The organism is Streptomyces sp. NPDC052036 (assembly GCF_040680495.1).
Classification (GTDB): domain Bacteria; phylum Actinomycetota; class Actinomycetes; order Streptomycetales; family Streptomycetaceae; genus Streptomyces.
In genome coordinates, this window is the sequence record NZ_JBFAWW010000021.1 from 99,343 (window position 1) to 115,739 (window position 16,397).

Annotated in this window: 17 protein-coding genes and 1 pseudogene; 11 read left to right on the top strand and 7 right to left on the bottom strand. The window is 68.9% G+C overall.

Annotated elements, in window-relative coordinates:
• Positions 1 to 56: 56 nt before the first annotated feature.
• Positions 57 to 164, top strand: a pseudogene (locus AB0L95_RS26700) (hypothetical protein); the annotation flags it as partial.
• Between the two features lie 247 nt (positions 165 to 411).
• Positions 412 to 636, top strand: a complete 225-nt coding sequence (locus AB0L95_RS26705) for a hypothetical protein (protein ID WP_365165385.1) — start codon at positions 412 to 414, stop codon at positions 634 to 636.
• A gap of 55 nt (positions 637 to 691) precedes the next feature.
• On the opposite strand, the gene AB0L95_RS26710 is transcribed toward AB0L95_RS26705, so the two are convergent.
• A complete protein-coding gene (locus tag AB0L95_RS26710; protein ID WP_365165387.1) occupies positions 692 to 1,144 on the bottom strand; it encodes a helix-turn-helix domain-containing protein in 453 nt (150 codons plus the stop codon).
• 50 nt (positions 1,145 to 1,194) lie between these two features.
• Entirely contained in the window at positions 1,195 to 2,148 is a 954-nt protein-coding gene (locus tag AB0L95_RS26715) for a hypothetical protein (protein WP_365165389.1), read from the bottom strand.
• A gap of 990 nt (positions 2,149 to 3,138) precedes the next feature.
• On the opposite strand from AB0L95_RS26715, the gene AB0L95_RS26720 reads away from it, so the two are divergent.
• The 5 genes from AB0L95_RS26720 to AB0L95_RS26740 all read left to right on the top strand — a co-directional run bounded on the left by AB0L95_RS26720 (position 3,139) and on the right by AB0L95_RS26740 (position 7,584).
• The gene (locus AB0L95_RS26720; protein ID WP_365165391.1) at positions 3,139 to 3,801 is read left to right on the top strand and encodes a flavin reductase family protein; all 663 of its coding nucleotides are present in this window, start codon (positions 3,139 to 3,141) and stop codon (positions 3,799 to 3,801) included.
• Complete coding sequence (locus AB0L95_RS26725) at positions 3,798 to 5,006, top strand: alpha/beta fold hydrolase (protein WP_365165394.1); 1,209 nt, start codon at positions 3,798 to 3,800, stop codon at positions 5,004 to 5,006. Before AB0L95_RS26720 ends, AB0L95_RS26725 begins: the two co-directional genes overlap by 4 nt.
• Before the next feature lie 27 nt (positions 5,007 to 5,033).
• Positions 5,034 to 5,927, top strand: coding sequence for an alpha/beta fold hydrolase (locus AB0L95_RS26730; protein WP_365165396.1), 894 nt, complete (start codon positions 5,034 to 5,036; stop codon positions 5,925 to 5,927).
• 45 nt (positions 5,928 to 5,972) lie between these two features.
• Positions 5,973 to 6,761 (top strand): enoyl-CoA hydratase/isomerase family protein, encoded by a 789-nt coding sequence (locus AB0L95_RS26735; RefSeq protein ID WP_365165398.1) that lies wholly within the window; start codon positions 5,973 to 5,975, stop codon positions 6,759 to 6,761.
• 100 nt (positions 6,762 to 6,861) lie between these two features.
• Positions 6,862 to 7,584, top strand: coding sequence for a hypothetical protein (locus tag AB0L95_RS26740; RefSeq protein ID WP_365165400.1), 723 nt, complete (start codon positions 6,862 to 6,864; stop codon positions 7,582 to 7,584).
• 396 nt (positions 7,585 to 7,980) lie between these two features.
• Here the strand turns inward: AB0L95_RS26740 and AB0L95_RS26745 are convergent, their stop codons facing one another.
• Positions 7,981 to 8,256: a helix-turn-helix transcriptional regulator gene (locus AB0L95_RS26745; protein WP_355914048.1), complete on the bottom strand. Its 276-nt coding sequence runs from the start codon at positions 8,254 to 8,256 to the stop codon at positions 7,981 to 7,983.
• 64 nt (positions 8,257 to 8,320) lie between these two features.
• On the opposite strand from AB0L95_RS26745, the gene map reads away from it, so the two are divergent.
• Positions 8,321 to 9,088 (top strand): type I methionyl aminopeptidase, encoded by a 768-nt coding sequence (map, locus tag AB0L95_RS26750; RefSeq protein ID WP_365165402.1) that lies wholly within the window; start codon positions 8,321 to 8,323, stop codon positions 9,086 to 9,088.
• A 114-nt stretch (positions 9,089 to 9,202) separates the two neighbouring features.
• Here map and AB0L95_RS26755 read toward each other — a convergent pair whose 3' ends face one another.
• Positions 9,203 to 9,982, bottom strand: coding sequence for an SDR family oxidoreductase (locus tag AB0L95_RS26755; protein ID WP_365165404.1), 780 nt, complete (start codon positions 9,980 to 9,982; stop codon positions 9,203 to 9,205).
• A gap of 184 nt (positions 9,983 to 10,166) precedes the next feature.
• Here AB0L95_RS26755 and AB0L95_RS26760 point away from each other — a divergent pair, with 184 nt between their 5' ends.
• From AB0L95_RS26760 to AB0L95_RS26770, 3 genes are all read left to right on the top strand, one after another.
• Positions 10,167 to 11,525: a hypothetical protein gene (locus AB0L95_RS26760; RefSeq protein WP_365165406.1), complete on the top strand. Its 1,359-nt coding sequence runs from the start codon at positions 10,167 to 10,169 to the stop codon at positions 11,523 to 11,525.
• Positions 11,522 to 12,040 (top strand): GNAT family N-acetyltransferase, encoded by a 519-nt coding sequence (locus AB0L95_RS26765; RefSeq protein ID WP_365165408.1) that lies wholly within the window; start codon positions 11,522 to 11,524, stop codon positions 12,038 to 12,040. The genes AB0L95_RS26760 and AB0L95_RS26765 overlap by 4 nt, the downstream gene beginning before the upstream one ends.
• A 201-nt stretch (positions 12,041 to 12,241) precedes the next feature.
• A complete protein-coding gene (locus tag AB0L95_RS26770) occupies positions 12,242 to 13,342 on the top strand; it encodes an alpha/beta hydrolase (protein ID WP_365165410.1) in 1,101 nt (366 codons plus the stop codon).
• Positions 13,343 to 13,648: 306 nt separating this feature from the next.
• On the opposite strand, the gene AB0L95_RS26775 is transcribed toward AB0L95_RS26770, so the two are convergent.
• The 3 genes from AB0L95_RS26775 to AB0L95_RS26785 form a co-directional block, all read right to left on the bottom strand.
• A complete protein-coding gene (locus AB0L95_RS26775) occupies positions 13,649 to 14,890 on the bottom strand; it encodes a SpoIIE family protein phosphatase (protein WP_365165413.1) in 1,242 nt (413 codons plus the stop codon).
• Positions 14,891 to 14,984: 94 nt separating this feature from the next.
• Entirely contained in the window at positions 14,985 to 15,692 is a 708-nt protein-coding gene (locus AB0L95_RS26780) for a phenylalanine--tRNA ligase beta subunit-related protein (protein ID WP_365165415.1), read from the bottom strand.
• Positions 15,693 to 15,726: 34 nt separating this feature from the next.
• Complete coding sequence (locus AB0L95_RS26785) at positions 15,727 to 16,374, bottom strand: FMN-binding negative transcriptional regulator (protein ID WP_365165417.1); 648 nt, start codon at positions 16,372 to 16,374, stop codon at positions 15,727 to 15,729.
• Positions 16,375 to 16,397 lie beyond the last annotated feature (23 nt).

The following is a 16,397-nucleotide window of genomic DNA, read 5'->3' on the forward strand; positions in this document are numbered from 1 at the left end:
CGGATTCCCGGATACCAGCTGAGCGGGCCACCGTCCTGATCGTGGGCGGCAGCATCGTGGGGGCCTCGGCCGCGCTTTTCCTCGCCGCCCGCGGTATCACTCCCGTCCTTGTCGAGAAGCATCCGGCGGTGTCGACCCGGCTGCGGGCCAAGCTGTTCTATCCCCGCACCATGGAGGTGTACCGCTGCGTAGGGGCCGACCAGGGCATATACGCCGTCCAGCACAGTCTCCCGCCGGCCGATCACGCCGCGGTGGTCACCTCCCTTGCCGGACCGCAGGTGCGGCGCTGGCCGCTGCCGGCCGCGGGGGACTTCAGTGATGCGGTGGGCAGACTCACCGTCGAGCAGGCGCTGCTGCGCCTCGGGGACGAGCCGAAGCGACGGACCACAGTCGGTACGGGCCGCGCGCGAGGTGGATCCGCGAGGCGCCTTCCTCGGCGTGGCCCTGCTGCCCCGGCAGGCCGGTTCCGGAACGGCACGGCCGGCCGATGTCTGTGGCATCGGCGACCACGGCGCCCTGCTGGTCCGCCCCGACCATGTGATCGCCTGGCGTACCACCCAGGCCGCTGCGAACGCCACCACAGCCCTGGCCGAGGCCACACGACGGGCTGTCCGGCCCACCCGTGGCACAGCATGACCGGGCCGACGGGGAGTTTCCGCGCAAAGCTCACTGAATTCCCGTGTGGGGTATGTCAGTTGTCCAAGTCCCTGAGGACTTCCACCTCGTGGGGGAGCAGCACGCGCCCGTCCGGGAGGGTGAGCTCAAGGCGGGCCACCGGCGTGCCGGTCCGCTTCTCGACGAGCGGCGGGGGCTCCTCGTCCGGAGCGAAGAGGAAGTCCTGGCCCCATTGCCGCAGGGCCTGGAGCACAATGCGCAGCGACTCGCCCTTCTCGGTGAGCACGTACTCCTGGTAGGCGCTGCCGTCGGACGCGGGCTCCAGGCGGAGGATGCCATGGGAGACGAGTTTGCTCAGCCGCGCGCTGAGGATGTTCCTGGCCAGGCCGAGACGCTTTTGGAACTCGGAGAAGCGGCGTGCGCCGTCCAGCGCGTCCCGGATGATGAGCAACGACCACCAGTCGCCGATCTGGTCCAGTGAGCGTGCCACCGGACATGTGGCGTCGGTGAATCTGGTCCTCTGCACCACGGTGGCCCCCTCGGTCGGACAGTGGTGATCGTCTACGGGTGGTTGCACCTCTAAACTACTGCGGCCTCCGCATGCGCGGGCTTCTGGGCGACAGTCCTGTCCGGGCGGCGCAGCACATGTCGGAGCGTGCTCGCGTAGAGGAGCAGAAAGACTGCGCTCACGGCCGTCAGCAGGACCCACGTGGCGGCCCGCCAGCCGGAGGTGCCGGTGCCTGCCAGCCAGCGGATGAGGAAGTTGGTGCTGGTGGCGACGGGGAAGGAAAAGGTCCAGTACCCGTAGTGGAACGACTGCTGGCGCACCTCCGGGACCAGGAAGGCGATGATGAGGAGCGTGAAGAGCAGCAGACCTACGAAGCCATAGGCAACCGGGTCCAGCACGCCGTGGTGGGCGGCCGTCCAGGCAAGACCTCCGGTGGCCGGCGGAATGATCAGAACGGTGAGCGTGGGGCGGGCGGGGGTGGGCATGCTGCCGCCGTTCGCGACAAGGTGCCCGAGGACAACGGTGCCGAATGCGAGCCAGTACAGGATCCCGACGGCGAAGGTGGCCGCCGCGAGTTCCGGGTAGCGCAAGGTCGAGGCCGTGACGCTGGAGATGAACGGCGCCGACACCACGGGCAGCAGATAGCCGGGGTGCAACGGTGCCGAGTTGAGGCCCCCCGTGACCCAGTGGGCCAGGAGGCCTGCGGCGATGATCGCCGCTGTCGCGCCGAAGAAGATGTAGACCCCGCGTCCAAGGTCCAGGTTGTAGTGGGAGACATGCCCGGCCGAGAGCATGCCGACTATGGGGACGTAGGCGAGGGCGAACCCTTGGCCGGGATGGTGCAGGTCGTCACGGATGTTGCGCCACCGTACTCCGCCGTGGCAGAGGTAGCGCACCAGCAGGATGACCCAGATCAAGGCGCTGAGAGCGAACAGCGCATCACTCACCGAGAAGGATGCGGAGACGGTCGCCGAGGCGGACTGCCACATCCCGCCCACACCGGCTGTCCCCAGTGAGATGGACATCAGGCCGATGGTCTCCGCGCGAAAAGCCGGCGAGCGCCGCCTGCGCGCGTGAGCCCCCGTGGACCGCCCAGGCGCGCCGGGGAGGGGGGCCTGTCCCGTGTCAGTGGGTGTGTCCACCATGAACCGTTGCGTGTCGAGCGACTCCATCGGGACCTTTCGGTTGAGGTTCGGGTTCGGGGATACGGGTTTCGGGGCGGCGGCCTGGGGGCGGATCGGAGAAGCCTCACCGGCGGACGGCCGCCGTACGGGGCGCGATGCATGTCGCCCCGTCGCTCCGACGCTGGTGGCGTTCCGGCCGAAGGAGTGAGGCGAGGTGGTCCACACCCTCAATTTTTGGTTGCAATATTAAACCAGCTTGGCTGATGTTGGCCGCACCCCGACATAACCGTCAACGCCCAGCATATGCCGACTAGCCGCTGTCGCGTCCTGTTGGCCGAGCTGGACCTTGATCGCCGACTGTGCCGGGTGGTGGACTGTGGGGACTCGCACTCCACTAAGAGGCGAAAGTCATACGCTTGCGTCGTGATGTGGAATACGCGCTGACGGTCGTAGGTGATCCGAATGGGTCGGCCCGCCTGTCCTGGTCCCGCCGTAAGGCAGTGCCGCGGCTCCGATCGGGCTTGCCTTCGCGCTGGACCTTGAGGGGTGTCGAGGGCCGTACTGCCGCACTTTCCGCTAGAGGTGTTCGCGGTACGCCCATGTGGCTTTGGGTGTCGACTGTGACGGGAGTCCCTTCCGCCTCACCCTTGTTCGACATAACCAACAGGATTATGTTTATGTTGAACAAGGGTGCGATGTGAGGCGCTGGCCATAGGCCTCCGGTTCGGCACCGCCCCGCGAGTCACTCCTCCGGCCGTGGACGTACCGCGACAGCGCTGGTCCATGTGCCGAAGCTCAACGGATAGAGGGTCTCCGGTGATTATTGACGCTGCAGAACTCGACGCGACTCACGCGTACAAACTGCTGATCGGAAGCATCATTCCGCGCGCTGTGGCGTGGGTCAGTACGGTGTCCCAGGACGGTGTGGCCAACCTCGCGCCCATCTCCTTCTTCACCGTGGTCGGGCGCAAGCCGCCCATGGTCTCCCTCACTCTGCAGCCGCAGGAGGACGGGGTCACGCTCAAGGACACCTTCTTCAACATCCGTGACACCGGCGAGTTCGTCACCAACCTGGCGACACTGCCGCAGGCGGATGCCATGCACAGTTCGGCGTTCGCGTTCGCCCCCGAGGTGGACGAGTTCGAGGCGCTCGGGCTGGAGAAGGCGCCGTCGGAGGTGGTGCGTGTGCCCCGGGTCAAGGGAGCGCCGATCTCGTTCGAGTGTGTCGTGGACCGCATCATGCCGGTCGGGGACGACGGGGTCGATCATGTGGTGTGGGGCAGGGTGGTGCGCTTCCACGTCCGGGACGACCTGTATCTGGAGCGCGGGCGCATCGACACCGCCGCCCTGCCGGCCGTCGGCCGCCTGGCGGCCGAGTACACGCTGGTCGAGAACGTCTTCACCACGCCTTTGGACAAGGAGTTGCTCACGGCTCGGGACGGCCGACGGATGCAGCGCCTGGACGCACACCCGGCGGACTGGTCCCCGATCGACACCGATGAGTGGTCCCCCTCCGGCGCGGTGTCATCTCCCGGAAAGCGAGCACAGCGATGAGGACAGAGCGGGTTGGGAACACCGATGTGCGGTTCCGCCGGCAGGGCGACGGTGATGTCGCCGTGGTGTTCGTGCACGGGTTCCTTGATGACCAGTACGTCTGGGACGGGCTGATCCCCGAACTCACGACGTCCGGCGTCGAGTGCGTCACGCTCGACCTGGCCGGTTGCGGAGACCGTACGGCGGCGGGCGGACCGTTCGGCTACGAGCGATTCGCCGACGAGGTGGGCGCCGTGGTCGACGCCCTGGGCAAGCCCTTTGTGATCGTGGGCCAGAGCATGGGGTCGGCGGTGGCCGAGCTGGTCGCCGCGGAGCGGCCGGAGCGGGCCGTAGGCCTGGTGCTGGTGACTCCGATCCCGCTGGCGGGCACCCGGCTGCCCGCTGAGGCGATCGACCCGTTCCGCTCGTTGGGCGGAGACCCCGAGGCGCAGCGCGCGGTCCGGCAGCAGCTGTCGGTCGCGCTGCCGGAGGCGGAACTCGACCGGTTGATCGTGAGCGGAGTGCGCATGCGTTCCGAGGTTGTCCGCGACATGGCTGACTGCTGGAACACCGGTCACCCGGCAGGCGAACGGCCCAGTCGCTTCACCGGCCCGGTACTGATCATCCGTGGCGAGGGCGACGGGTTTGCCACCGAGGAGCTGGTCAGCGAGCTGGTCGCGCCGCGGTTCGGCTCGGTCGAGTCGGTGTCGGTCGGCAGGGGAGGGCACTGGGTGCATCTCGAGCGGCCGGTCGAGGTCGCCGGTCATCTCGACCGCCTTCTGACCGGGGTGCTCCCCTCGGGCGACGGAGCCGCGGCCTCGGCCGTACACCCGCAGGGCTGGACCAACGCCTTCGCGGAGAAGTCCGCCGAGGCGTTCAGGGAGACCTTCGCCGCGGATGTGGTGCTGGAGGCAAGCGTGCTCACTCGCCCGGTCGAAGGCCGGGACCAGGTCACGAGCGTGATGGGCACGGCGAGCGGTATCTACGAGTCACTCGCCTTCACCCAGGAGGCCGTCGCCGGACATCGGGTCTACCTCGAGTGGCGGGCCACGGCGTTCGGTGGTGTGCCCATTGAGGGCGTGACCATTCTGACCAAGGACGACAACGGGCAGATCGCCCGGATCGCCATCCATCACCGCCCGCTGGGTGCTGTTCACCGGTTCTCCGCGGAGCTGGGGCGACGGCTGCGCGGTGTGGTCCCGGCCGATCTCTTCCACCAGGGCTGAGCCCGAATTTGAGCAAGGAGGATATTCATGGTTGAGCGCAAGGATGTCGAGTTCGAGGCCGACGGCGGAGTCACGCTGCGTGGCTGGCTGTTCCTGCCGGACGGCCCGGGCCCGCACCCGGCGGTCACGATGGCCCATGGCTACGCGGGCGTCCGGGAGCTCGGCCTCGAGCGCTTCGCACGCGCTTTCGCCGAGGACGGGTTCGTCGTTCTGTTGCACGACCACCGCACCTTCGGCGCCAGCGACGGCGAGCCTCGCCAGGACGTCGACCCCTGGCAGCAGATCACCGACTGGCGGCGTGCCATCTCCTACCTGGAGAGCCGCCCCGAGGTCGACCCCGGTCGGATCGGCCTGTGGGGCACCAGCTACGCCGGCGGCCACGCCCTCGTGCTGGGCGCCACCGACCGCCGACTGCGGGCCGTGGTCTCCCAGGTCCCCACCATCAGCGGCTACGAACAGGGGCTGCGCCGCATCGCCCCCGACGCCGTGGCCGCACTCGAAGAGGCCTTCAACGAGGACGAGCGCGCACGATTCCGGGGCGAGGCCCCGCGCACCCAGGCCATCGTCAGCAGTGACCCGGCCGTACCCGCCTCCTACCGGTCCCAGGACGCCGTCGACTTCTACCTGCAGCCCAAGCCCGACGGCGTCTGGGACAACCGCGTCACCGTCCGCTCCACCCGCGCGGCCCGCATGTACGAGCCCGGGACCTGGATCACCCGAGTCTCCCCCACCCCGCTGCTCGTGATCGTCGCCCGGGACGACACGGTCACCGTGACCGACCTGGCCCTGGCCGCCTACGAGCGCGCCCTGGAACCCAAGCGGCTGCAGCTCATCCCGGGTGGCCACTTCGACCCCTACACCACCCAGTTCGACCAGGCGAGTACGGCCGCCCTCGCCTGGTTCCGTGAGCACCTCGCCTGACGGAAGTGCCGAAGCAAGAACCGAAGGAAGGACCGGAGAAGAAGCATGCCTCACCTGACCTGCTCCATCGACGACGGACTCGCCACGCTGGTCCTGGACAACCCGCCGCAGAACCGCATCGATCCGCAGATGGCCACTGATCTCGCCGAGGCCCTGGAGGCCATCGGTCACAGCGGTGCCCGGGCCGTCCTGGTGCGCGCCGAAGGCCCCGACTTCAGCTTCGGCGGTGACATCGTCGACTGGCCGGACGCCGACGTGCGGGAGCTGCGGACGCTCTTCGAGCGCTACATGCAGGTCTTCAACCAGCTCGAGCGGCTGCCCGTGCCGGTCATCGCGGCGGTTCACGGCCTGTGCTTCGGCGGGGGTCTGGAACTCGCCCTGCGCGCCGACGTCATCTTCGCCGCGGAGACGGCCCGTTTCGGCCACCCCGAACAGAGCCTCGGCATCGTCACGTTGCTCGGCGGCATCTACCGAGTGGCCGAACGCGCCGGGCGGGCGCGTGCCGCGGAGTGGGCACTCACCTCCGAGCAGGTACCCGCCTCGGTCATGGTCGACGCCGGCGTCGTGAATCGTGTCATGGCCGACGATGCCCTGCTGGCCGAGGCCACGGCCTTCGCCCGCAAGGTGGCCAAGGGTCCCACCCGTGCCTACGCCGCCCACAAGGCCCTGCTGCGCGCCTGGGCCGTCGGCGGAGTCTCCGCGGCGGACGAGGCGATGTTCGACATCGCCATGCCGCTCTTCGAGACCGACGACGTCAAGGCCGGCCTGGCCTCGGCGGTCAAGGCCTACAAGGCAGGAGTGCCACGACCGGCCCTCGACTTCCAGGGCCACTGACACATCTGAGGCCCCCGGCGTCTTTGTCTGGGCCCGCGTCCACGCCTCATATCTCACCACGGCGTGGCACTCGCCGCGCAGGCGCTTCAAGGAGACAGGAATGAACAAGCTGCTCACGCAGGCCATCCAGGCCCACGGCGGGATGGCACGTTGGCAGTCACTGAGTGACGGGCACGCCACTATCGTCAGCGGCGGCGATCTGTTCGCCGTCAAGGGCCTGCCGCAGGATCCCGCACCACGCGAGATGACCGTCCGACTGCACGAGGAGCGGGCCTCGGTGAGGCCCTTCGGCGCCCCCGACCAGAAGACCGATTTCACGCCCGGACGCGTGAGCATCGAGAAGCTCGACGGGCGAGTGGTGGCCGAACGCATGGACCCGCGGACGTCGTTCAACGGCCACGCTCTGGAGACTCCCTGGGACGCTCTGGACCGCGCCTACTTCAACGGCTATGCGCTGTGGACCTACCTCACCACACCGTTCCTGCTCACCATGCCCGGCTTCACGGTCACCGACATCGAACCGTGGCGGGAAGGTGACGAGGTCTGGCGAGGACTGCGCGCCACCTTCCCACCCGAGATCGCCAGCCACAGTGACGAGCAGGACTTCTACTTCGGCTCCGACGGGCTGCTGCGCCGGCACGACTACCACGTGGACGTGGCCGGCGGATTCGCCGCCGCACAGTACGTCGGCGACTACGTGGACGCCGACGGCATCAGGGTGCCCACCCGACGCCGGGCCTACCGCCGCAGCATCGACGGCCGCCCCCGTCTGCACGAGGTCATGGTCTCGATCGACCTCAGCAATGTCCGCTTCAGTGACTGAACCGGCCGACATCCCTACGGACACGATCGGCTCTTCCTGAAGAGGGCCGCCGATGTGTCGATTCACGTCGTACCGAACCGGAATACCTGAGGAGACCAGCCACCGTCGAGCGCCTCGCTGATCGTCCGCTTTTCATGGCTGAAATGGGATTCCGTGATCGTGGCCAACCCCTCCGCGGCTACTGGACGTTCGTGCTCATCGTCTGCGCGGCTGCCGGGTCGAAGGCACCCGGAGCAGCCGCGGTGCGAGTCGGTCGCGGTGTCGATTCCTCTGTAGCCAGGCGGCAAGGCCTACCACCCGCCAGGCGTGGCCTTTATCGTCCAGCGGGCTGCGTGCGCGGCTTTCGAGCTCGCCAGCCTGCTCGCACCGGGCGACGCCGGGTGCCGGCCTTGGTTCTCATGCCGTGAGTGGTGGCTCCTGCCAGTCCGGATCGTGTGCGCACGCGGCCGCCAGTTCGTCCAACGACACATGCAGCGCGGCGGCCAGGGCCGCGACGGTGAAGAAGGCCGGAGTCGGCGCCCTGCCTGTCTCGATCTTGCGGAGCGTCTCCGCCGAGACTCCTGCCGCAGCGGCTACCTCCGTCATGCTCCGGTCGCCGCGTGCCTGCCGTAGCAGCGCGCCGAACCGCTCGCCGCGTTCTCGTTCCCAGGGAGTCAGTGGAGTCCTAACCATGACCGTGATACTAATACCGGTATAAGTATTGGGTCTGTCCCTTGGGGTAGAGGAGTCACAGCACATGGTGGAGATCAAGACCGATGCCGCCCTGGACGCGATGCGGGAAGCCGGACGTGTGGTGGCCCAGGCTCTGGCCGCCGCCCGGGAAGCAGCAGGCGTAGGGGTGTCCCTGGAGGAACTCGACGAGGCAGCCCGCACCGTCCTGGCCAAGGCCGGGGCCCGCTCACCGTTCCTCGGATACCGCCCGTCCTTCGCCCCGGTCCCCTTTCCCGCCGTGATCTGCGCCTCGGTCAACGACGCTGTGGTGCACGGCATCCCCACCGGCTATCGCCTGCGCGACGCCGATCTCGTGAGCATCGACTGCGGTGCCGAGCTCGACGGCTGGACCGGCGACGCGGCCATCACCTTCACCGTCGGAACGCCGCTCCCCGCCGATCTCGACCTGATCGACGCCACCCAGCAGGCTCTCGACGCCGGCATCGCCGCCGCCCAGGTGGGCAACCGCATCGGCGACATCGCCCACGCCATCGACAGCGTCGCCCGCAAGGCCCGTTGCGGAATGCCCGCCGACTTCGGCGGCCACGGTATCGGCCGCCGTATGCACGAGGAGCCCCCCGTCCCCAACCGGGGCCGCCCCGGCCGCGGATTTCCCCTTCGCCACGGCCTGGTCCTCGCCATCGAACCCATGTTCATGGCCGGCGGACAAGACACCTATCGCACCGATGCCGACGGCTGGACCCTGCGCACCACCGACGGCAGCCGGGCCGCTCACATCGAGCACACGGTCGCCATCACCGATCAGGGCCCCCGGATCCTCACGCTGCCCTGATCCCCTGCCTACCAGCCTTTGGGAACCTACGAGGCGATCGGCTCTCAGCGGACTGATCCCGGTGGACTGCTCTCAGCGGACTGATTTCGGTTGGCTGATCTCACTGGAGGGGTCTCAGTGGACCGAGAACCCCCCGTCGACGAAGATCGCCTGCCCCGTGACGTAGCCGGAGGCACGGCCGGCCAGGAACACCGCCGCTCCGGCGAAGTCCTCGGCCAGGCCGTTGCGCCCCACCATCGTGCGAGCGGCCAGCGCGGCCACCTTCTCCGGGTCGGACGACAACCGCGCATTGAGCGGGGTCATGACGAAGCCGGGCACCAGCGTGTTGCACGTGACGCCGTGCGGCGACCATGCTTCAGCCTGCGAGCGGGCCAGCGACTCCAGCGCTCCCTTGGAGACCCCGTAGGCGCCGCTCTGGACGAACGCCCGGTGCGCCTGCTGGGAGGTGATGTGGATGATCCGGCCGAAGCCCCGCTCGGCCATGCCAGGCCCGAACCGGCGGCCCAACAAGTAGGGCGCCTCCAGGTTCACCGCCATCGTGGCGTCCCACACGTCCTCGCTCAACTCGCCCATCGGGGGTCGTAGGTTGATCCCCGCGCTGTTGACGAGAATGTCGGGCTCACCGAAGACGTCGGCGGCCTGCTCCGCCGCCGCGTGCACCCCGGCGCGGGTGCCCAGGTCGGCGCTCACCCAGGCCGCCCGGCAGCCGTCTGTGGTGAGTTCGTCGACCGTGGCGGCCAGTTCCGCCGCCTTGCGTGCCACGATCACCACGCTCGCCCCCGCTCGTGCGAGAGCCCCGGCGACGGCTCGGCCGATACCGGAACTGCCGCCCGTCACCACGGCGACCCGGCCGTCCAGCGAGAACAGTTCGGAGAGGTAGCTCTGCGAGGTCATCTCCGCACCCTAGACGGCGCGTCCATGGCGGCAGCATGCGGGCGGAACGTCTTCGTGGGGCTGTCAACCGAGCGGGGGACTGTCTTCGGTCGACCATTCGCCGAAGTCATCCATGCGGGCGATACCGCCCGGCTAGGCTGCATTTGCTGACGGGAAGTCACCAGCGCGGATGAAGGGGAATCGCGTGACCACGGGACAGGAACGGGCGGCCGTCGGCGACCGTCCGCGACAGGCCGCACGCGTCCGGCAGAACCGGGCCCTGGGTGCGTTGCTGAGCCTGTACGGCTGGATCGCGAGGGTCGTGGGGGCGGTGAGCGGCGCCGACGCATATGTGGCTCTGCGCAACGGCCGTGCCCGGCACGGCTGGTTCGTGGTCGTCGTGGAGTTCGTTGTCATGACGGTCTTCCTGGGCAGCGGTTGGTGGGCGATCCGGCAGGGCCACCGGCACCGTGCCCCCGTCCTGCCCTCTCTGGGCGAACCCGCACGCGATACGGGGCCGATCGTGCTGTTTCTGCGGTCCTTCACCGACGACGAGGGGTTCGCCCGAGTCCCGCGAGGGCCGACGCGGGGTCCCTGGGCGGCCACGTCGCGCACGGAGGAACAGCAGCTGGCCCGGGCCGTGGCCCCATTCGGACCGCTGGTCGCCCTGGGCCGTCCGGAAGACAGCCTCCCGCAGGCCGGTGCGGCCCGCCACTACTCCTCGGACCTGCAGTGGCAGGAGCAGGTGCTGGCCGGACTGGAACGGTCGGTCCTCGTGCTGCTGGCCTGCGGTCCGGGACTCAGCCTTCGCTGGGAGGTCGAACAGGTCCTGGCGCGGGTCCGGCCCGAAAGGCTGGTTCTCATCACCGCGCGTGACGCGCAACAGTACGAGTCCTTCAGGGCCGCCAACGAGGATCTCTTCCCCAAGGGGCTGCCCGCGTGGCCCGCCGGGCACGGCCGACTGTCCTCGCTGTACACCCTTGGTGCTGTGTGGTTCGACGCCGACTGGACACCACATGCGGTTGCACTCGGCGACGAGGACCCCGAGATCGACGTCCACAAGCTCATCGCCAGGGCCCGACTCGTGGAGAGCGCGTTCCCACTGGCGATCCGGCCCGTCTATCTGCGTGCCGGCGTGGAGGTGCCCGGGTTGCCCGACGGGCCCGTTCCCCGCCCCCCAGCCGTGCACGTCGGCATCATCCTCTACGCCGCGGTATGGGCGACGCTGTTCGCGGCTCTACTCCACCGCGGCGACAGCGCCACCGTGCTGGTCTTTGTGCTCCTTCCGAACGCCCTCCTGCTGTACGGAACTTGGCGGGGAAGTCCCGTCGCCGTCAATTTTCTGCGGTTCATGGGCGGAGCCCTGGGCCTGATAGTGCTACTGCTGTGGGCGCTCCTTCCCGATCGAGGCGATCACGCATACACCTCCGCTGTGGTCCCTTTGCTGCTGGGAGCCGGACTGGTTCTCAGCGTGCTCCTGCTGAGCAGGCGCGATGTCCGCCGGTGGCTCGCCGCGCGGGCGTACCGGCAACTCGTCCAACGCCCCGAGGCGGTGACGGCATGAACGCTTTCGCGGCCCGGGCCGTCAGCACTGCGCGGCTGGACCTGCTGCCGCTTCTCGTCGAGCATGCCGAGGAGATGGCCTCGGTACTGTCCGATCCGGCTCTGCACACCTTCATCGGTGGCACTCCGGACACCCCGGAAGCCCTGCGTTCGCGCTACCAGCGCATGACAGCAGGCTCTCCCGATCCGGCGGTCTCCTGGCTGAACTGGGTGATCCGGCTCCGTGACAAGGCCTGCCTGACGGGCACCGTGCAGGCGACGATCAGTCCCTCAAGCCAAGGCCCCGTCGCCGAGATCGCCTGGGTGGTGGGCACTGCGTGGCAGGGAAGAGGTATCGCCGCCGAGGCTGCCCGAGGGCTGGTCGAGTGGCTCGGCCGGCAGCGGGTGCAGACCGTGATCGCCCACATCCGGCCCGAGCATCAGGCATCGGCCGCCGTCGCCACCGCCGCCGGGCTCACGCCCACCAATGAACGGCACGAAGGCGAGATCCGATGGAGCCGGAGCATCAGGCAATAGCGCCACTGCCGACGGTGATGTGCCACGGGACGCCGGTGCCCTGCTGACCAACACGCGGGCTGCCCGGCGCCCTGGCTGCCGGCGACGACTCGCGGACCTTTGATCGCACGGATTTCGAGGTCGCACCGGACTATTGGTTCCACAACGGCACGCCCCGGTCGGATCGCGAGGTATCCGGCCGTCCGGACATCAATGAGGTGAATGGTGGACGCAGACTCCGACTTTGCCGCTCCTCAGGCGGGGCCGGGCGACAGGATCGTAAGCGACCGGGGGGCTCCCGCAGTGGAGGGAGCCGGACCGGCCGGCCGACTTACCCACCGCGACGTCCACGTCAACGGACTGCGCCTGCACATCGCGGAGCAGGGCCGGGGGCCGCTGGTCATCCTGCTCCATGGCTGGCCGGAAAGCTGGTACTCGTGGCGCCACCAGTTCGCGCCCCTCGCCGCAGCCGGGTATCGCGTGGTCGCAGTCGACCAGCGCGGATACGCGCGCAGCGAGCAGCCCTCAGATGTCTCGGCCTACACCCTGCTCCACCTGGTCGGGGACGTGGTCGCACTGATCCACGAACTCGGTGAGGACACAGCCGTCGTCGTGGGTCACGACTGGGGCGCACCTGTCGCCTGGATCACGGCGTTGCTGCGTTCCGACATCATCCGTGGCGTGGCGGGCTTGAGCGTTCCCCCCGTGCTGCCTGCCGGTATGCCCAGTGTGCGCCGCTCACGCGGCTTGTTCGGCGACGGTTACTACCAGAACTACTTTCAGGAACCAGGCATCGCCGATGCCGAACTGGTCGTGGACATTCAGGATTCGTTCCGGCGGATCCTGTTCGGCTTCTCGGGCGACAATCCGTCCAACGAGAGGCCTCACCCATGGATCGTCCCTGACGGCGTGAGCCTGCTGGACAGTGTCCCGGAGCCGGAAGTGCTCCCGGCATGGCTGACAGCGGAGGAGATCGACGCCTATGCCGAGGATTACGCGCTCCACGGACAGCGCGCGTTCACCGGAGGCCTGAACTGGTATCGCAACATCGACCGGAACAACGAGTTGCTGGCAGCCTTCCGTGGTGCCGCTATCGAGGTCCCGGCTTTGTATGTGGTCGGCGACCGCGACATGGTCACTTCCTTGCGAAGAGCCGATGAGAGGCTGCACTCGTCCCTGTCCCGCACTCTGCCGAGACTGCACCGGGTCGTGACGCTCCCGGGCTGTGGCCATTGGACGCAGCAGGAAAGGCCGCACGACGTCAACACTGCCCTCCTGGACTTCCTGGCCCACGTCGAGACCACGACTCAAAGAGGGGCATGACCTCCGGACCGCACGCGCTGCCGCGTCGCCCCGCACTCCCGGTCACCGCGCCTGGCCCCAGTCGGTCCTCGGCTGTCATGGACCGCCGAGAATGCCGATCACCGCGTAGGCCAGGCCCTTCAGGAAGACCGCGGGGGAGCCCCGTAGCGAACTGATCCCGAGGAGTCGTGCGGCCTGGTCGCCGAGCATCGCCACCGAATCGGCACCGGCCGGCCGACGGACCGCCTCGACACTCGACGACGGACCGCCTCGACACTCGACACCCGACCGGTCCACGCCCCGTCAGCCCCGGTCACCTGCGCGGAACTACAGGCGGACGACGATCAAGGCGAGGTCGTCGGCCCCGCCCCCGCTGACGCCGAGGCGGGACAGGAGGGTGTCGGCCAGGTGTTCCGGGCCGGATCGGGGGTGGGCGGTGAGGATGTCGGTGAGCCGGTGCAGGCCGGCGTCGATGTCCTCTCCGCGGCGCTCGATGAGCCCGTCCGTGTAGAGGACGAGGGTGTCACCGGGTGAGTAGGGCACGGCGGCCTTGGGGCGCGGGACATGCTGAGGGCGGGCGCCCAACGGCGGGTCGGTGGCCTGGTCGAGCAGGACGAAGGTACCGTCGGGGTGGGTGAGGACCGGTGGGGGGTGGCCGGCGCTGCTGTAGGTGATGTGGTGGCGCTGGGTGTCGATGAGGGCTTTCACCGCGGTGGTGGCCAGTGCTCCTTCCACCGAGCGTGCGTACAGACCCAGGACCTCCATCGCCTTCGCGGGGTCTCGCAGGGCGCGGATGGCGGCCGACAGCGCGCTGCGGAGCATGCCCATGACGGCGGCGGCTTCCAGGCCGTGGCCGACGACGTCGCCGACCGCGACGGAGAAGCCGTCGTCTGGCAGGTCCGCAACGTCGTACCAGTCACCGCACACGTTGAGCCCTTTGGCGGCGGGCAGATAGCGCACCGCGATGTTCGGATGCCCGGCCAGATCCGGGTCCTGCATCATGGCCTCCTGGAGGGTGACGGCGACCTTCCGCTCCCTTGCATGGGCCTGCCGCAACTGCTCGTTGAGCCGTTGGAGCTCCTGGGCCCGCACATAGAGTTCGGCCTCCATGGCCTCCCGCTCGCTGCGGGCCTGACCCGGCCGCACGCAGTCGGCATGGGCGAGTACGAAGTCGGTCACGTCCTCCATCCGGTGGAGGATCCACGCCACCTTTCCGTCCGGCCCGGGCACGGGAACGTTGATCGGACACGCCCACCGCTCCTCGAACACTCCCGGGTGGTCGGCCACAGGGATGTCGTACTTCTGCACCACCAAGGTCTCCGGCTCTCCCGTGCGCAGAACCCGCTGCAGGGAATCACGCAGGTTCCGCACGCCCTCGGCATCGGGGTCCGCCGGATTTTTGGGGAACGCATCGAAGAGATACCGCCCGACCAGATCCTCCCGGGGGCGGCGGACGGCATCGCAGAACGCGTCGTTGACGTCGAGGATCACCAGATCGGAGCCCAGCACCAGATGCGGACTGACCGTGGCGGCGAACAACGCCTGGTAGTCGATCGGCGGGGTGGTCACAGACGCCCTCCCGTTCCCGTCAGGCAGCCCCCTCTCGCTTCCACTATGCGCGTTGCCGGTCACCACAGCTGAGCCGAGCCGTCGGGGTGGGAACTCAGGTGGTCGCCAGGGGCTGCGCCGGGCTCAGGCAGTGCACGGCGGTCCGTTCCGCATGGGGGATCAGCAGACTCTGCAGTTCGTCCGCTGCGATCTTGAGGAGGGCGCCGTCCCGGTCCGCGTGGAGGGTCTCGAGGACGAAGGCGACGTGGGTGGAGTCCTCGGTGACGCGGGTGCGGTGGGCGTCGCGGTGGTTCCAGTGCCGGGTCAGGACTCCGGCGGTGTCGGCGTAGATGATCTCGCCGGGCTTGGGGTTCTCGACGGTGTCGGCTTCGCCGAGTGGGGTGAAGGACTCGGTGCCGTCGGCGTGGCGGATGTCGACGACGCCGCTGACATGGTCCAGGTCGAAGGCGCCGGCGGGCAGGCCGTGGCGGACGGAGACGGCGTTGTAGGAGTCGACAGCCGGGTTGATGCGCGGCAGGGTCCCCTTCTTGGCGAGGCGGCGGCCGAGGGCGTCGACACTGGGGCGGATGCGGCGGGGGTTGGTGCCGAAGGAGCGATAGGCGGTGTGCCAGGCCTCGATACGGGGGTCGGTCTCGTCGGCGGGCTGCCAGGTGCCGTAGGCGAGCTGCTGCTCCAGGTCCTCCACGGCGGTGGTGGTGTCGGGCCAGGGCTCGTGGCTACGGAGACCGGTGGCGGTGACCAGGGCGATGAGGGTGTCGGGGAAGGCGTCTGCGACGGCGGGGCTGATGCGGAAGACGGTCATGGGCGGGTTCCGTTCCTGCGTGTGTGTGCGGTGATCAGGGCTTCCAGGGACCGATGCGGTCCAGTCGGCGACGCTGCTGGCGCGCGGTGGGCACGTCGAGTCCCTGGCGGCGCTCGGTGAGACGGTCGGCGACGGCGGTACGGTGCTCGACGGGCTTGTGGTCGTCGTACTTGAACTTGGCCCTCACATCGGTGACTTCCAGCCGCAGGCCGCGGATGCCCGGCAGCATCCGGCCGTAGGGCGGCTGGTCGACGTCGACAGGGGCGTGGTCGCCGTCGGGCTGGAAGTGGGCGAGCTGGCGGCGCAGCAGTTCGGCCTTGGCCTCGGGGTCGTCGATGATGTGGGCGCGGCAGGCGAACTGGACGGCTGTGTAGTAGCTGGTGGGGACGCCGTCGGTGGGCGGGATGCCGGTCTTGGCGCGCCAGGGGCCGGGGATGAACGCGTAGTCGCCGAAGACGGTGAACAGGACGTCGGGGTCGTTCTCGATGGCCGTCCAGACCGGATTCGGGCGGGCGAGATGGACCAGGAGGTGGCCGGCGTCGGGGGTGAAGTGAGTGGGAACGGCGACGGGTGCCTGGCCGGGCAGGCCGTTGACGCTCAGGAGGCCGAAGTCGTGGCCGTCGGCGATCCAGGTCGTCCATTCGGCTTCGTCCAGGCCGGCGTCCCAGGGCTGGATGAACATGGGTACTCCTTGCGAAGTCGGCG

Excerpts from the sequence above, each read along its gene's own strand:
- AB0L95_RS26715 (WP_365165389.1), bottom strand. The coding sequence starts at position 2,148 with ATGTCCATCTCACTGGGGACAGCCGGTGTGGGCGGGATGTGGCAGTCC.
- AB0L95_RS26725 (WP_365165394.1), top strand. The coding sequence starts at position 3,798 with ATGAGGACAGAGCGGGTTGGGAACACCGATGTGCGGTTCCGCCGGCAG.
- AB0L95_RS26730 (WP_365165396.1), top strand. The coding sequence starts at position 5,034 with ATGGTTGAGCGCAAGGATGTCGAGTTCGAGGCCGACGGCGGAGTCACG.
- AB0L95_RS26735 (WP_365165398.1), top strand. The coding sequence starts at position 5,973 with ATGCCTCACCTGACCTGCTCCATCGACGACGGACTCGCCACGCTGGTC.
- AB0L95_RS26740 (WP_365165400.1), top strand. The coding sequence starts at position 6,862 with ATGAACAAGCTGCTCACGCAGGCCATCCAGGCCCACGGCGGGATGGCA.
- AB0L95_RS26745 (WP_355914048.1), bottom strand. The coding sequence starts at position 8,256 with ATGGTTAGGACTCCACTGACTCCCTGGGAACGAGAACGCGGCGAGCGG.
- map (WP_365165402.1), top strand. The coding sequence starts at position 8,321 with ATGGTGGAGATCAAGACCGATGCCGCCCTGGACGCGATGCGGGAAGCC.
- AB0L95_RS26755 (WP_365165404.1), bottom strand. The coding sequence starts at position 9,982 with ATGACCTCGCAGAGCTACCTCTCCGAACTGTTCTCGCTGGACGGCCGG.
- AB0L95_RS26765 (WP_365165408.1), top strand. The coding sequence starts at position 11,522 with ATGAACGCTTTCGCGGCCCGGGCCGTCAGCACTGCGCGGCTGGACCTG.
- AB0L95_RS26770 (WP_365165410.1), top strand. The coding sequence starts at position 12,242 with ATGGTGGACGCAGACTCCGACTTTGCCGCTCCTCAGGCGGGGCCGGGC.
- AB0L95_RS26780 (WP_365165415.1), bottom strand. The coding sequence starts at position 15,692 with ATGACCGTCTTCCGCATCAGCCCCGCCGTCGCAGACGCCTTCCCCGAC.
- AB0L95_RS26785 (WP_365165417.1), bottom strand. The coding sequence starts at position 16,374 with ATGTTCATCCAGCCCTGGGACGCCGGCCTGGACGAAGCCGAATGGACG.